Annotated in this window: 12 protein-coding genes; 9 read left to right on the top strand and 3 right to left on the bottom strand. The window is 72.7% G+C overall.

All coding sequences use genetic code 11. The features are described 5' to 3' along the window. Positions 1-64: 64 nt before the first annotated feature. The gene (locus ACFWJO_RS12180) at positions 65-1,858 is read right to left on the bottom strand and encodes a dolichyl-phosphate-mannose--protein mannosyltransferase (RefSeq protein ID WP_386864664.1); all 1,794 of its coding nucleotides are present in this window, start codon (positions 1,856-1,858) and stop codon (positions 65-67) included. Positions 1,859-1,991: 133 nt separating this feature from the next. On the opposite strand from ACFWJO_RS12180, the gene rsmI reads away from it, so the two are divergent. The 6 genes from rsmI to ACFWJO_RS12150 all read left to right on the top strand — a co-directional run bounded on the left by rsmI (position 1,992) and on the right by ACFWJO_RS12150 (position 7,609). Further along, positions 1,992-2,870 (top strand): 16S rRNA (cytidine(1402)-2'-O)-methyltransferase, encoded by an 879-nt coding sequence (gene rsmI, locus ACFWJO_RS12175; RefSeq protein WP_386864619.1) that lies wholly within the window; start codon positions 1,992-1,994, stop codon positions 2,868-2,870. 202 nt (positions 2,871-3,072) lie between these two features. Then, positions 3,073-3,510 carry a hypothetical protein gene (locus ACFWJO_RS12170; RefSeq protein WP_386864618.1) on the top strand — a complete coding sequence of 146 codons (438 nt, stop codon included), beginning with the start codon at positions 3,073-3,075 and terminating at the stop codon, positions 3,508-3,510. Between the two features lie 54 nt (positions 3,511-3,564). After that, the gene (locus ACFWJO_RS12165) at positions 3,565-4,467 is read left to right on the top strand and encodes a TatD family hydrolase (RefSeq protein WP_386864617.1); all 903 of its coding nucleotides are present in this window, start codon (positions 3,565-3,567) and stop codon (positions 4,465-4,467) included. 118 nt (positions 4,468-4,585) lie between these two features. Then, positions 4,586-5,743: a ubiquitin-like domain-containing protein gene (locus ACFWJO_RS12160; RefSeq protein WP_386864616.1), complete on the top strand. Its 1,158-nt coding sequence runs from the start codon at positions 4,586-4,588 to the stop codon at positions 5,741-5,743. A gap of 49 nt (positions 5,744-5,792) precedes the next feature. Further along, on the top strand, positions 5,793-6,686 hold the full coding sequence (gene rsmA, locus ACFWJO_RS12155; RefSeq protein ID WP_386864615.1) for a 16S rRNA (adenine(1518)-N(6)/adenine(1519)-N(6))-dimethyltransferase RsmA: 894 nt from the start codon (positions 5,793-5,795) through the stop codon (positions 6,684-6,686). 20 nt (positions 6,687-6,706) lie between these two features. Beyond that, positions 6,707-7,609 (top strand): 4-(cytidine 5'-diphospho)-2-C-methyl-D-erythritol kinase, encoded by a 903-nt coding sequence (locus tag ACFWJO_RS12150; RefSeq protein WP_386864614.1) that lies wholly within the window; start codon positions 6,707-6,709, stop codon positions 7,607-7,609. Here the strand turns inward: ACFWJO_RS12150 and ACFWJO_RS12145 are convergent, their stop codons facing one another. Continuing rightward, the gene (locus ACFWJO_RS12145; RefSeq protein WP_386864613.1) at positions 7,610-8,581 is read right to left on the bottom strand and encodes a hypothetical protein; all 972 of its coding nucleotides are present in this window, start codon (positions 8,579-8,581) and stop codon (positions 7,610-7,612) included. It abuts the gene before it with no gap. A gap of 230 nt (positions 8,582-8,811) precedes the next feature. Here ACFWJO_RS12145 and ACFWJO_RS12140 point away from each other — a divergent pair, with 230 nt between their 5' ends. Next, on the top strand, positions 8,812-10,143 hold the full coding sequence (locus ACFWJO_RS12140) for an acyltransferase (RefSeq protein ID WP_386864612.1): 1,332 nt from the start codon (positions 8,812-8,814) through the stop codon (positions 10,141-10,143). Here ACFWJO_RS12140 and ACFWJO_RS12135 read toward each other — a convergent pair. Further along, the gene (locus ACFWJO_RS12135) at positions 10,121-10,729 is read right to left on the bottom strand and encodes a Uma2 family endonuclease (protein WP_384415929.1); all 609 of its coding nucleotides are present in this window, start codon (positions 10,727-10,729) and stop codon (positions 10,121-10,123) included. The genes ACFWJO_RS12140 and ACFWJO_RS12135 overlap by 23 nt on opposite strands. A 147-nt stretch (positions 10,730-10,876) precedes the next feature. On the opposite strand from ACFWJO_RS12135, the gene ACFWJO_RS12130 reads away from it, so the two are divergent. Then, the gene (locus tag ACFWJO_RS12130; protein ID WP_386864611.1) at positions 10,877-12,682 is read left to right on the top strand and encodes an ABC-F family ATP-binding cassette domain-containing protein; all 1,806 of its coding nucleotides are present in this window, start codon (positions 10,877-10,879) and stop codon (positions 12,680-12,682) included. Positions 12,683-12,816: 134 nt separating this feature from the next. After that, positions 12,817-14,625 carry a PQQ-binding-like beta-propeller repeat protein gene (locus tag ACFWJO_RS12125; RefSeq protein WP_386864610.1) on the top strand — a complete coding sequence of 603 codons (1,809 nt, stop codon included), beginning with the start codon at positions 12,817-12,819 and terminating at the stop codon, positions 14,623-14,625. The last annotated feature ends 140 nt before the right edge of the window (positions 14,626-14,765 follow it).

Below are 14,765 nucleotides of genomic sequence, written 5' to 3'. Positions count from 1 at the left end.
GAGAGCTCCGGGAAGCCGTGAGGGCGCGACCGGCCGGTCGCGCCCTCATCCCGTCCTCACCCCGCTACACCCAGGTGTCGAGCCACATCCTGTTCCGCCACTGGTCCATGGGAATCGCCTGCCCCGTGTACAGCGGCCAGAAGTAGATGAAATTCCAGACGATGAGGAGAACGAGCACACCCGCGGCCACCGCCCCGAAAGTGCGACGCCTTTCCGAGGAACCCGCCGGGCCCACGATCGCCCCCAGCATCATCGCCACCGCGAGGCACAGGAACGGGACGAACACCACCGCGTAGAAAAGGAAAATGGTGCGTTCCTGGTAGAGCAGCCACGGCGCCCAGCCGGCCAGGACGCCGCACGCGATCGCGCCCGCGCGCCAGTCGCGGCGGAAGGCCCAGCGCCACAGCACGTAGAGGAGCGCGAAGCAGGCGGCCCACCACAGGAGCGGCGTGCCGAGGGCCAGGACCTCCTGGGCGCACTTCTCCTTGGCGTCGGCGGGGCAGCCCGCGGTGCCGGGGGCGGGGGACTCGTAGAAGTAGGAGACCGGGCGGCCCAGGACGAGCCAGCTCCACGGGTTGGACTCGTAGGTGTGCGGCGAGCTCAGGCCCACGTGGAACTTGTAGACCTCGGTCTCGTAGTGCCACAGGCTGCGCAGCCAGTCCGGCAGCCAGCTCCAGGTGCCGCCGCCGGTCAGCCGGTCCTGCTCGGCGGCCCAGTTGCGGAAGTAGCCCTTGTCCGTGAAGATCCAGCCCGACCAGGACGCGAGGTAGGTGGCGACGGCGACCGGGACCGTCGACACGAAGGCCGGGACCAGGTCGCGGCGGGCCACCGCCGCGTACGGGCTGATCGCGCCGGCCGTACGCCGGGCGCCGATGTCCCACAGCACCGTCATCAGGCCGAACGCGGCCATGATGTACAGGCCGTTCCACTTGGTGCCGGCGGCCAGGCCCAGCATCACGCCGGCCGCGAGCCGCCACGGCCGCCAGCCGAGCCGCAGCGTCTCCGCCACCGTCGCGTCCGGCCGGAGCACTCCCTCCTCGTCCACCGGGAGCGCCGCCGCCAGCCGGGCCCGCGCCCGGTCCCGGTCCACGACCAGGCAGCCGAAGGCGGCGAGCACGAAGAACATCAGCACCTGGTCGAGCAGGGCCGTGCGGCTCATCACGAAGTGCAGGCCGTCCACGGCGAGCAGCAGGCCCGCCAGACAGCCCAGGAACGTCGAACGGAACAGCCGCCGGCCGATCCGGCACAGCATCAGCACCGACAGGGTGCCGAGCAGCGCCACCATGAACCGCCAGCCCAGCGGCTCGAAGCCGATCATCTTCTCGCCGAGCCCGATGATCCACTTGCCGACCGGCGGATGGACCACGTAACCCGGGTCCGTGGGCACGAGGACGGAGCCCGGGTCGGCCAGGATCGTCTTGTCGATGTCCTTGGGCCAGGCGCCTTCGTAGCCCTGGTTGATCAGCGCCCAGGAGTCCTTGGCGTAGTACGTCTCGTCGAATATCACCGCGTCCGGCTCGTCCAGCTTCCAGAACCGGAGCAGGCCCGCGACCAGCGCGACGAGCAGCGGCCCGCCCCAGGCGGCGAGGCGCCACACCCGGTGGGCGGCCTTCGGGGACATCCCGAGGAGCGACCACAGCCGCGGCGAGGGCCGGGTGTACGGCGGGACGAGCCGCTCCCGCAGCCCGACGGCCAGGGAGCCCGTGGTGTCGGGGCGGTAACCGAAGTGCCGCAGCCTGCGCTGCCACGCGGACTGCTCGGCCCCGGTCGGTCCCACGAGGTCCGCGCGGTCCCAGGCGTCCTGGGCGTCCCTCGCGTCCCGGGCGTCCTTGGGGGCCACGGGGTCTTCGGCGTCCATGGGGTCCATGGGGTGCTGACCCTCCAGGGCCTCGGGTGCGGTTCTGGTCACCGCGCCATCGTAGGGAACGCGTCTGTGCGCGTCGCCTGTCCGGGCTGGGTGGACCACCGCCGGGGCTGGGAGGATGACCCGTGTGACAGGAACGCTGGTACTCGCAGGCACCCCCATCGGCGACATCGCGGACGCTCCGCCGCGGCTCGCCACCGAACTGGAGAACGCGGACATCGTGGCCGCGGAGGACACCCGCAGGCTGCGCGGGCTCACCCGCGCGCTCGGCGTCCACACCCAGGGCCGGGTGGTCTCCTACTTCGAAGGCAACGAGTCGGCCCGCACGCCCGAGCTGGTCGAGGCGCTGGCCGGCGGCGCGCGGGTGCTGCTGGTGACCGACGCGGGCATGCCGTCCGTCTCCGACCCCGGCTACCGCCTGGTCGCCGCCGCCGTCGAGCGGGACATCAAGGTCACCGCCGTGCCCGGCCCGTCCGCCGTGCTCACCGCGCTCGCCCTGTCCGGGCTGCCCGTGGACCGCTTCTGCTTCGAGGGCTTCCTGCCGAGGAAGGCCGGCGAGCGGCTCTCCCGGCTCCGCGAGGTCGCGGAGGAGCGCCGCACCCTCGTCTACTTCGAGGCCCCGCACCGGCTCGACGACACCCTCGCCGCGATGGCCGAGGTCTTCGGCGCCGACCGCCGGGCCGCCGTGTGCCGGGAGCTGACCAAGACCTACGAGGAGGTCAGGCGCGGCCCGCTCGGCGAGCTCGCGGAGTGGGCGAAGGAGGGCGTGCGCGGCGAGATCACCGTGGTCGTCGAGGGCGCCCCGGAGACCGGTCCCGCCGAGCTCGACGCGGCGGAGCTGGTGCGCAGGGTGCGGGTGCGCGAGGAGGCGGGGGAGCGGCGCAAGGAGGCCATCGCGGCGGTCGCCGCGGAGGCCGGGGTCCCCAAGCGCGAGGTGTTCGACGCCGTCGTCGCGGCGAAGAACGCGGAGGGCCCGGGTACCGGAAAGGCTCCGCAGGGCCGGTAAACCGGGGGCCCCGTCATCCGCAGCTCCTGATAGGCCCCGTAAAAGGTAAAGGACTAATCTGAAAGGCAAAGCGGAAACCCGGCGGCGGGCCGCTTGAAGGCCTTCGGGGCAAGGAAACGCCAAATGGCGTCCATGGTTTCTCCGGCGCTGATGCGCTCCGGCCGGAAAAGGCGTCCACTGGGTTCAGTGGAGAGGAGCTGGAATGAGTGAGATCACCGGCACCGGCACCGGAACGCCCGTGGCCCACGAGGCGTACGCCTTCGCCTGCATGAGATGCGGATACGGCTGGGAGCAGGCGTACGAGATAGAGCACCACGTGGACGCACGTGGGCACGAATACGTCGTGTACAAGGCGGACGGGGCCCGCGTCCCCTCGCCGCTGTCCCGGCCGACCTGCATGAACTGCGGCAGCCACGTCGTGCGGATCATGCGGGCGGGCCAGGTGTCGTCGGTGCTCGACATGGTGGCCGCGACCGAGCACCACAGCCGCGGGGCCAGGCCGGCCAAGCCGGTGTCCATCGCCGGGCCCATCGGCCAGGAACTGACGGAGGACATCCCCGTCGCGGGTGAGGAACCGCCGCCGGTCCCGCACCACTGGCACCTCTCCCACCTGCTGCGCCCCTTCCGCTCCCGCAGGTAGTCCCCGGCGGTATTCCTTCGCGGTGGAACTCGTGGCCCTCGTACGATCGGGGCCATGAGTTCCAAGGACGCCCCGCCGCCGCTGCCCGAGCCCCTGCTGGTCCCGGTCGCGGACTCGCACACCCATCTCGACATGCAGTCCGGCACCGTGGAGGAGGCCCTGACCAAGGCCGCCGCCGTCGGCGTCACCACGGTCGTCCAGGTGGGCTGCGACATCAAGGGCTCCCAGTGGGCCGCCGAGACCGCCGCCGCGCACGAGAACGTGCACGCGGCCGTCGCCCTGCACCCGAACGAGGCACCCCGGATCGTCCTGGGCACACCTCCCTCTGGGGGGCAAGCCCCCCAGACCCCCCAGGCCGGCTGGTCGCGCCAGGGCGCCCGCGAGGCGGGAGGCGACGCGGCCCTCGACGACGCGCTGACCGAGATCGACCGGCTCGCCGCCCTGCCGCACGTCCTCGGAGTCGGCGAGACCGGCCTCGACTATTTCCGTACGGGCCCCGAGGGCATGGCCGCGCAGGAGCGTTCCTTCCGCGCCCACATCGAGATCGCCAAGCGCCACGGCAAGGCCCTGGTCATCCACGACCGCGAGGCCCACGCCGACGTCCTGCGGGTTCTCGACGAGGAGGGCGCGCCCGAGCGGACCGTCTTCCACTGCTACTCCGGCGACGCCGAGATGGCCGAGATCTGCGCCGCCAAGGGCTACTACATGTCCTTCGCCGGCAACGTCACCTTCAAGAACGCCCAGCCGCTGCGCGACGCCCTCGCCGTCGCCCCGCTGGAGCTCGTCCTGGTCGAGACCGACGCGCCCTTCCTCACGCCCGCCCCCTTCCGTGGCCGCCCCAACGCCCCGTACCTGATCCCGGTGACCGTCCGGGCGATGGCCGCGGTCCGCGGGATCACGGAGGAGGAGCTGGCCGAGGCCATCGCGACGAACACGGCGCGTGCCTTCGACTACTGACTCCTCCGCTGACGCCTCCTGACCGCCGGCCCCGGCCGGTCACCGATCCATAACGGTTACACAAGGTAGTCGAGTCGTTTTGGAGAGTGATCGCCCTCGGGGCTAGGGTCCCGGCCTCGTGAGCACTTCGCATCGTTCCGGGGCCCGCCGGGCCGCCCGGCGCCGCAAGGCGAACCCGCCCGCCGTCGAGGGCCTGCGGCGCATCGTCCCGCAGGCCCTGGTCGTGGCGTTCCTCGCGGGCGGCACCAGCGCCTTCGTCGCCAACGACAAGGCCGTCAGACTGTCGGTCGACGGCGTGCCCCGCACCCTGCACACCTTCGCCGACGACGTCGACGAACTGCTCGCCGACGAGGGCCTGGCCGTCGGCGCGCACGACATCGTCGCGCCCGCCCCCGGCGCCGCCCTCGCCAGCGGAGACGAGATCGTCGTCCGCTACGGCCGCCCCGTCGCCCTCACGCTCGACGGCCGGCGCCGCCAGGTGTGGACCACCGCCCGCACCGTCGACGGCGCGCTGCGCCAGCTCGGCGTGCGCGCCGAGGGCGCCTACCTCTCGGTCTCCCGCTCCGCGCCCATCTCCCGGCAGGGCCTCGCCCTCGACGTCCGCACCGAGCGCGCCGTCACCCTTCTGGCCGACGGCCGGGAGCGGACCGTGCGCACCAACGCGGCCACCGTCCGCGAGGCCGTCGAGGAGGCCGGGATCACCCTCACCGGCCAGGACACCACCTCCGTGCCGCTCGGCTCCTTCCCGCGCGACGGCCAGACGATCACCGTGCTGCGGATCACGGGCACGCAGGAGATCCGCGAGGAGCCCGTGCCGTTCGCCGTCGAGCGCACCACCGACCCGGAGCTCTTCGCCGGCACCGAGGTCGTCGAACGGCAGGGCGTGCCGGGCGTGCGCCGGGTCACGTACACCCTGCGGACGGTCAACGGCGTCCGGCAGAAGCCGCGCCGGGTCCGCGAGGAGACCGTCCGGGAGCCCGTCGCCCAGCGCGTCCGGGTCGGCAGCCGCCCGCTGCCCAGCTCCGTCGCCGGCGCCGACGGCCTGAATTGGGGCGCGCTCGCCGCCTGCGAGTCCGGCGGCCGGCCGAACGCCGTCGACCCGTCCGGCACCTACGGCGGGCTCTACCAGTTCGACCCCGGGACCTGGCGCTCCCTCGGCGGCAGCGGCGTCGCCCAGAACGCGCCCGCCGCCGAGCAGACCTTCCGGGCGAAGAAGCTGTACGTGCAGCGGGGCGCGAGCCCGTGGCCCCACTGCGGCCGCCGGCTGTACGGGTGACCGGGGTGAGCCGTCGGCCGGGCCCACGGGCGCCCCGTAGGCTGTACCGGTGAGCACCACCACCGGACCCGACGGTCCCGACGCCCTCCTCGGCCCCGCCGACATCCGCGAGCTGGCCGCCGCCCTCGGCGTGCGCCCGACCAAGCAGAAGGGCCAGAACTTCGTCATCGACGCGAACACGGTCCGGCGGATCGTCCGTACGGCCGGCGTGCGCCCCGACGACGTGGTCGTGGAGGTCGGTCCCGGCCTCGGCTCCCTCACCCTCGCGCTCCTGGAGGCCGCGGACCGGGTGACGGCCGTCGAGATCGACGACATCCTCGCCGCCGCCCTGCCGTCGACGATCGCCGCGCGCATGCCGGAGCGCAAGGACCGCTTCGCGCTGGTCCACTCCGACGCCATGCACGTCCAGGAGCTGCCGGGCCCGGCGCCGACCGCGCTCGTCGCCAACCTGCCGTACAACGTCGCCGTGCCGGTGCTGCTGCACATGCTGGACCGCTTCCCGACCATCGAGCGGACCCTCGTCATGGTGCAGGCCGAGGTCGCCGACCGGCTCGCCGCCCGGCCGGGCAACAAGGTGTACGGCGTCCCCTCCGTGAAGGCCAACTGGTACGCCGAGGTCAAGCGGGCCGGCGCCATCGGCCGCAACGTCTTCTGGCCCGCGCCCAACGTCGACTCCGGGCTGGTGTCCCTGGTGCGGCGCACCGAGCCGCTGAAGACCACCGCGACGAAGGAGGAGGTCTTCGCGGTCGTCGACGCGGCCTTCGCCCAGCGCCGCAAGACCCTGCGCGCGGCCCTCGCCGGCTGGGCGGGCTCGCCCGCGGCGGCCGAGGCGGCCCTCGTCGCGGCCGGGATCTCGCCGCAGGCGCGCGGCGAGGCACTGACGGTGGAGGAGTTCGCGCGGATCGCCGAGAACGCCGTGAACAAGGGAGCCGAGCAGCAGTGAGTGCGAACGGGGCCACGAGCGTGAGCGCGGGTGTGACCGCGCGGGTGCCGGCCAAGGTCAACGTCCAGCTCGCGGTCGGCGGCGCCCGCCCCGACGGCTTCCACGACCTGGCGAACGTCTTCCTCGCCGTGTCCCTGTACGACGAGGTCACCGCCACGCCCGCCGGGACGCTGACGGTCACCTGCGAGGGGCCCGACGCCGACAAGGTGCCGCTCGACCGCACCAACCTGGCCGCGCGGGCCGCCGAACTGCTGGCCGCCCGGCACGGCATCGCGCCCGACGTGCACCTGCACATCGCCAAGGACATCCCCGTCGCGGGCGGCATGGCCGGCGGCAGCGCCGACGGCGCGGGCGCGCTGCTCGCCTGCGACGCGCTGTGGGGCCTGCACTCCTCGCGCGACGAACTCCTGGAGATCTGCGCCGAGCTGGGCAGCGACGTGCCCTTCAGCCTGGTCGGCGGCGCCGCCCTCGGCGTCGGCCGGGGCGAGCGGCTGACCGCGCTGCCGGTCGGCGGCGCCTTCCACTGGGTGTTCGCGGTCGCCGACGGCGGTCTGTCGACGCCCGCGGTGTACGGCGAGTTCGACCGCCTCAACGAGGGCGTGGCCGTGCCCGAACCGGTCGCCTCGCCGGCGCTCCTGGACGCCCTGCGTACGGGCGACGCCGCCGCGCTCGCGGGCGCCCTCGCCAACGACCTCCAGCCGGCCGCCCTGTCGCTGCGGCCCTCGCTGGCCGCGACGCTGGCGGCGGGCACGGACGCGGGCGCGCTGGCCGGTCTGGTCTCCGGTTCGGGCCCGACCACCGCGTTCCTGGTGAAGGACGCCGAGTCCGCCGAGTCGGTCGCCGCCGCGCTGATCGCCTCCGGCACCTGCCGGACGGCCCGCGTGGCGACCTCCCCGGCGGCCGGGGCGACCCTGCTGGGCTGACTACAGCTTGTTCTTGGAGATCGTGGCCAGGAGCAGGTTCGGGTCCGGGTCCGTCTGGGTGAAGAAGGCCGCGCTGTTCACGTAGACCTTCTTGGCGTGCACCGCGACGGAGGTCGGGCCGTCCAGCCCGTCCGCCTTGGTGAGCACGGTCTTGTGGGTGCCGTCGGGGCGGACGAGCTCCACCTTGTCGTCCGCGATGAGCGCGGCGAGGACCGTGTCGCCGTGCCCGGTGAACGCGAAGTCGTCGATGAACGGGAGCCCGGTCGCCTTGGTCTCGATCGGGCCGGCCGCCCGGTCGGGCTCGGGGCCGACGGGGATGCGCAGCAGCGTTCCCTTCGCGGTGTTGGTCACCCAGACGGCACCGTTGTGGACCTTGACGCCGTTGGCCCCGAAGGGGATCTCCGCGGTGGGCCGGAGCTCGGTCCCGGTCGCCCAGGCCGTGGGTTCGCCGCCGGCCACCGGCAGGCTCCACACCACGCCGAGGGTCGTGTCGGGGGTGTAGAGGGTGCCGCACTCCTCGTCGAGGGCCAGCCCGTTCGGGAACGCGTTCGTGGGGAAGAAGCCGATCTGCTCCGGCTCGCCGCCGGGCCTGATGCGCCAGACGCCGGTCTCGGCGGTGTTGGTGACGTAGTTGACGTACAGGGTGCCGTCCTTGCCGCGGGCGATGCCGGTGGCGGCGGGCCCGCCGACGGGCGTCGACCCGCCCGGCACGTCCGGGAGGGTGGCGATGACCTCGGTCGTGCCGTCCTTGGCGACGCGGGCGACCTGGTGGGCGAAGGCCCAGGTGACGTCGGCCGAGCCGTCGGGTTCGAGGGCGATGTTCTCCGCCTGCTGACCGGCGGCGAAGTCGAAGTGGGCGACGACGCGCGGGTCCGTGACGGTCGGGTCGCCGGCGGACGCGGGTCCGGCGGCGAGCACGCTGAGCGCGGCGCCTGCCGCGGCGACGGCGGCGAGGCGGGTGGTGCGACGCATGGGTCTCTCCTTGTGGGGGGTCACCCCGTGGGGTGCGATGCGACTGCAGACGAACATGACGGACCGCCGGCCCGACCGGTCGGGAGCCCGGGCCGCGGGGTCGCCCGCGCGGCGGACCACGGCCCTCCATCCGCACCCACGGGCGCCGCACCCGCGCCCGCCCGTACTCACGGGCGAGTTGAGTATCCGAGCGCTGACGGAGCCACGGCCCGGACCGGCACCGTGCCCGTATGGGATTCAGTGCGCGTGACCTCGCTGCCGCGACCCCGGCGACCCGCGACCGCTACGTCGACCTGCTGCGGGTCGCCTCGCTCGCCGTCGTCGTCCTCGGCCACTGGCTGATGGCCGCCGTCACGCCCGACGGGCAGGTCGGCAACCTGCTCGCGGTCGTCCCCGGGCTGCAGGTCCTCACCTGGGCGCTCCAGGTGATGCCGGTCTTCTTCTTCGTCGGCGGCTTCTCGCACGCCCTCGCCCACCGCTCGCGCCCGCGGTACGCGGAGTTCCTGCGGGCCCGGCTGCAGCGGCTGCTGCGGCCGACGATGGTCTTCATCGGGGTCTGGGGCGCGCTGGCGCTGGTGCTGCAACTGCTGGGCGCGGACGGCGGACTGACCGGGGTGGCGCTGCGGCTCGTCACCCAGCCGCTGTGGTTCATCGGCATCTACCTCGCGATGGTCGCCTTCACGCCGCCGCTCCTGAGGCTCCACGGGCGGTACGGCTGGGGCGCCTTCGCCGGGCTCGCGGCGGGCGCGGTGGCGGTGGACGCGCTGCGGTTCGCGGCGGGCGTGCCGTACGTGGAGTTCCTGAACTTCGCGCTCGTCTGGCTGGCGGTCCACCAGCTCGGCTTCCTGCGGGCGGACGGGATGATCCGCCGCCCGGCGCTGCTCGCGGGCGCCGGCCTGCTCGGCGCCGTCGCGCTCGTCGCCTTCGGGCCGTATCCGCTGTCCATGGTCGGCATGCCGGGCGAGAAGGTCTCCAACATGGCCCCGCCGACGCTGGCCCTGCTCTGCCACGGCCTGTGGCTGGTCGGGGCGGTCGAGCTCCTGAAGGGCCCGGGCGCCCGGTTCACGGCGCGGGCGCGGGTGTGGCGCGGGGTCGTCGCCGCGAACGGGATCGCGATGACCGCGTTCCTGTGGCACCTGACGGCGATGCTCGGCGTGTACGGGGCGCTGCTCGCCCTCGGTGTCCGGCTGCCCGAGCCGGCGACGGCGGGGTGGTGGGCGCAGGTCCCGCTGCGGATCGCGGCGGCGGCGCTCCTGACCGGCCTGCTGGTCGCCGTGTTCCGCCGCTTCGAGTCCCCGGTCCCGCCCGGCCCGGCGACCGCCGCGGGCGGACCTTCCCCGGCCTCCGGCCGGGGGGACTCCCCTCCCGCTTCGCTCGCGGCCCTCGGCATCACGCTGGCCCTGCTGGGGGTCCTCGGACTGTCGATGACGGGCTTCGGCGGCCTCCTGGAGGGCCACACGGCCACCCTGATCGCCATCCGCGTGTCGGCGCCCGTGGCCGTGGCGATGACGGTGGCGGGGTGGGTGCTGGTGGAAGGGACTACATTTCGTCGATCTCGGTGAGGTCGATGTCGATGTCGAAGGGGACCGACAGCTTCAGCCGGTCGCGGTGGACGCCCGTACAGGTGTACGTCTTGGTGACCGGGTCGCGCTCGTAGACCCGTACGACGGCGTGATCGTCCTCGCCCTCCATCTCGACCAGCCAGAAGTGCTCGATGCCCGCCGCCGCGTACTTGCGGGGCTTGGTGTCGTGGTCCCGGGACTCGGAGTCGGGGGAGACGACCTCGACGGCCAACAGGACGTCGGCGACCGGATAAGAGGTCTGCCGCAGGCCCTTGACGGCTTCCCTGCGGACGACGAGGACATCGGGCTCGGGGCCGTTGCTGCGGTCGATGACCACCGTCATCTCGTTGTAGACCCTGTGCGTCGCCGGAGCGGCGGAGGCCAGTCCGTTCGTCAGCAGTCGGATCACGATGTTGTGGAAACGGCGCTGCGGGCTCACGAAGACCAGGCTCCCGTCGATCAACTCGGTGTGCGGCGGGAGGCCGGGCAGGGTGTCCAGGTCGTCCACCGTCCAGCCCTCGCGAGGCGGCACCGGCCATGCGGGAGCCGACTCAGCGGTCGGCCTGGTCGTCGGCTCGGCGGTCATGGTTCCTCCCATGGACGGGATTCTTCGGCCTGCCTGTCCACGGTAGCCCCAGGATCACGACTACGTCATCACAAAGAGTGACGGCGCCGTACGTTTCGCGGCTCCGTCTACCCTGGACGTCGATCGATCCCCCGCCACAGGAGTGAAATGGCCGTCAACCTGGTCAATGTCGAGTCCGTCAGCAAGGTGTACGGCACCCGTGCGCTGCTCGACGGGGTCTCGCTCGGCGTCTCCGAAGGGGACCGGATCGGTGTCGTCGGGCGCAACGGCGACGGCAAGACCACCCTCATCCGGATGCTCGCCAGGCTGGAGGAGGCCGACACCGGGCGCGTCACGCACAGCGGCGGGCTGCGGCTCGGGGTGCTCACGCAGCACGACTCGCTCGACCCGAAGGCCACCATCCGGCATGAGGTCATCGGCGTCATGGCCGACCACGAGTGGGCCGGCAGCGCCAAGATCCGCGACGTGCTCACCGGGCTCTTCGGCGGGCTCGACCTGCCCGGCTTCGAGAAGGGCCTCGACACCGTCATCGGTCCGCTCTCCGGCGGCGAGCGGCGGCGCATCGCGCTCGCCAAGCTGCTCATCGAGGACCAGGACCTGATCGTCCTCGACGAGCCCACCAACCACCTCGACGTCGAGGGCATCGCCTGGCTCGCCGGGCACCTGCAGAACCGGCGCTCCGCGCTCGTCTGCGTCACCCACGACCGCTGGTTCCTCGACCAGGTCTGCACCCGCATGTGGGACGTGCAGCGCGGCTCCGTCTACGAGTACGAGGGCGGCTACTCCGACTACGTCTTCGCCCGCGCCGAGCGCGAGCGGATCGCCGCCACCGAGGAGGCGAAGCGGCAGAACCTGGTCCGCAAGGAGCTGGCGTGGCTGCGCCGCGGCGCGCCCGCCCGGACGTCGAAGCCGCGCTTCCGCATCGAGGCCGCCAACGCGCTCATCGCGGACGTGCCCGCGCCCCGCGACACCAGCGAGCTGATGAAGTTCGCCAACGCCCGGCTCGGCAGGACCGTGTTCGACCTGGAGGACGTGACCGTCACCGCCGGGCCGAAGACGCTGCTCAAGCACCTCACCTGGCAGCTCGGCCCCGGCGACCGCATCGGCCTGGTCGGCGTCAACGGCGCCGGCAAGACCTCGCTCCTCCGGGCGCTCGCCGACGCCGCCGTCACCGAGGGCGACATCCAGCCCGCCGCCGGCCGCGTGGTCGTCGGCAAGACCGTGCGGCTCGCGTACCTCTCGCAGGACGTCACCGAACTCCCCGCCCAGCTGCGGGTCCTGGAGGCCGTGCAGCAGATCCGCGACCGGGTCGACCTCGGCAAGGGCCGCGAGATGACCGCCGGTCAGCTGTGCGAGCAGTTCGGCTTCGGCAAGGAGAAGCAGTGGACGCCCGTCGGTGACCTGTCGGGTGGCGAGCGGCGGCGGCTGCAGCTGCTGCGGCTGCTCATGGACGAGCCCAACGTCCTCTTCCTCGACGAGCCCACCAACGACCTCGACATCGAGACCCTGACCCAGCTGGAGGACCTGCTCGACGGCTGGCCCGGCTCGATGATCGTCATCTCCCACGACCGGTTCTTCATCGAGCGCACCACCGACCGCACCTTCGCGCTGCTCGGCGACCAGACGCTGCGGATGCTGCCGCGCGGCATCGACGAGTACCTGGAGCGGCGGCAGAAGATGATCGAGGCCGCCGCCCCGGCGCCCGCCGCGCCGGCCGCACAGCAGAAGCCGGGCCTGTCGGCCGCCGACGCGCGCGCCGCGAAGAAGGAGCTGCAGAAGGTCGAGCGACAGCTCGACAAGATCTCCGACAAGGAGCGGAAGCTGCACGCCCAGATCGCCGAAAACGCCACGGACTTCGAGAAGGTGGCCAAACTGGACGCCGAGCTCCGGGAACTCGCAGGTGAGCGCGAGGAGTTGGAGATGCGGTGGCTGGAGCTCGCCGAGGACGCGTAGAGAAGTCGTAGAGGACGCGTAACGGAGGCATCACGGGCCGGTCCTCCCTTGGGTACAAGGGACGGACCGGTCACTTTCGCGCCATCCCGTGAGTGGTAGAAAGAAAACCCGCTCACATCAAGGGGGAAGCGCTGATGACCCAGCCGCCCAGCAACCAGCCGCCGGGAGGCTTCGGCGCGCCGGACCCGAACCCGGGGGCCAACGTCCCGCCGGTGCCGCCGATGCCTCCGCAGGCGCCGCCGGCCCCGCCCGTACCGCCGCAGGCGCCTCCGGCCGCTCCGCCGTCGCCGCAGCAGGCTCCGCCCGCGCAGCCCGGCCCGTACGGCTATCCGCAGCAGGCTCCGCAGCAGCCGGGCCCGTACGGGTACCCGCAGCAGGCCCCGCAGCAGCCCGGTCCGTACGGCTATCCGCAGCAGCCGGGCCCCTACGGGCAGCAGCAGCCCGGCCCGTACGGCGCCTACCCGACGACTCCGATGCCGCCGGCCCCCGGGGGCGGCGGCAGGAACCCGTTCAAGGGCAAGCCGGGTCTGGTCATCGGCGCGGCCGTCGCCGCGGCCCTCGTCATCGGCCTCGGCACCTGGTTCGTGGTCGGCGGCGACGACGAGAAGGAGCCGGTCGCCCAGCCGACCAACTCCGCCACCACCGGCCCGAAGCCGACCGAGTCCGTCGACAAGGGCGACGGCTCCGGCGACGGCGAGAACGGCGGCCCCGAGGACCTCAACGCCGGCCGCAAGGACGGCGAGGCGAAGATCAGCTGGCTGCTGAAGAACGACGTCGACCTGCCGCGCAACGGCGCCGACGTCTACGGCCCGTGGATCGTCGGCGACACCGTCGTCAAGGCCATGTACAAGGGCATCGACGGCTACAGCCTCGCCGACGGCTCCCCCAAGTGGCACATCGACGTGCCCAACGAGCTGTGCGCCGCCCCGCCGGAGCCGTCCGCGAACGGCCTCATGGTCTTCGGCTACAAGGACAGCGCGGGCGACCGCGCCAAGTGCCTGGAGATGCAGCAGGTCGACCTCAACACCGGCAAGGCGGGCTGGAAGAAGTCCATCCCCAAGCCGACCGGCCTCTTCGCCTTCTCCGACAACACCCTCGCCATCGGCGGCAACACGGTGACCGCCTCGGGCTCCAGCTCCGCCTACGGCTTCTCGCTCACCGACGGCAAGCAGCTCTTCACCGGCCCCGCCAGTGGCTGCAAGCCCTACGCGTACGCGGGCGGCAGCAAGCTGATCGCCGCCTCCAAGTGCCCGTCGGGCGACGTGAGCAAGGAGCAGCACGAGATCAGCGAGGTCGACCCGAACACGGGCAAGGCCAAGTGGAGCTTCAAGCTCCAGGCGACGTGGGAGGTCGACAGGGTCTACTCCGTCGACCCGCTGGTCGTCTCCGCCACCCAGCGCGAGCAGAAGAAGTGGGCGATCTTCTCGCTCACCGCCGACGGCAAGGAGCGCTCGCAGATCCAGGGCGGCAAGGACAAGTTCGCCCCGCGCTGCGGCGGCACCTTCGTCGTCTTCGGCAAGAACCTCCAGGGCTGCACCGGCGTCGCCGCCGACCAGAACACCTTCTACATGGCGACCGACACCGAGTACGGCACGCCCAACGAGGTCATCGCCTTCGACCTCAACACCGGCAAGCCCAAGTGGCGTTCCAAGGCGCCCGGCGAGCAGACCATGACGCCGCTGCGCATGGAGGGCTCCGAGGTGCTGCTCTACGTCGAGCCGCGCTACGACGCGGGCGGCGCGGTCGCGACGCTCGCCCCGACGGGCGGCGCGCCGAAGACGCTGCTCCAGCACCAGGCCGCGGTCTCGTCGTTGGAGAGCTCCTTCTACGACGCCGGGTACGCGTACTCCAACGGCTCGTTCGTGATCGCGGCCGGCCGGGTCTCCGCCTCCAACGACAAGGCGGAGAAGGAGACCAAGACGATGATGGCGTACGGCAAGTGACCCCCGCCGTGGGGGCGGCCCGCAACGAGGGGGGGGGGGGCGCGGGGCGCTTCGTTCTCCGCGCTTCTTTCCCCACGAACGAGGTCCTCTGCGGTGGGAGCAGTCTCCTCCCCCCAACCCACTCCCCAGAGAGGCCCCCA

Source organism: Streptomyces sp. NPDC127092, assembly GCF_042722475.1.
Taxonomy (GTDB): Bacteria; Actinomycetota; Actinomycetes; order Streptomycetales; family Streptomycetaceae; genus Streptomyces.
This window is presented reverse-complemented; position numbering and strand designations above follow the sequence as displayed.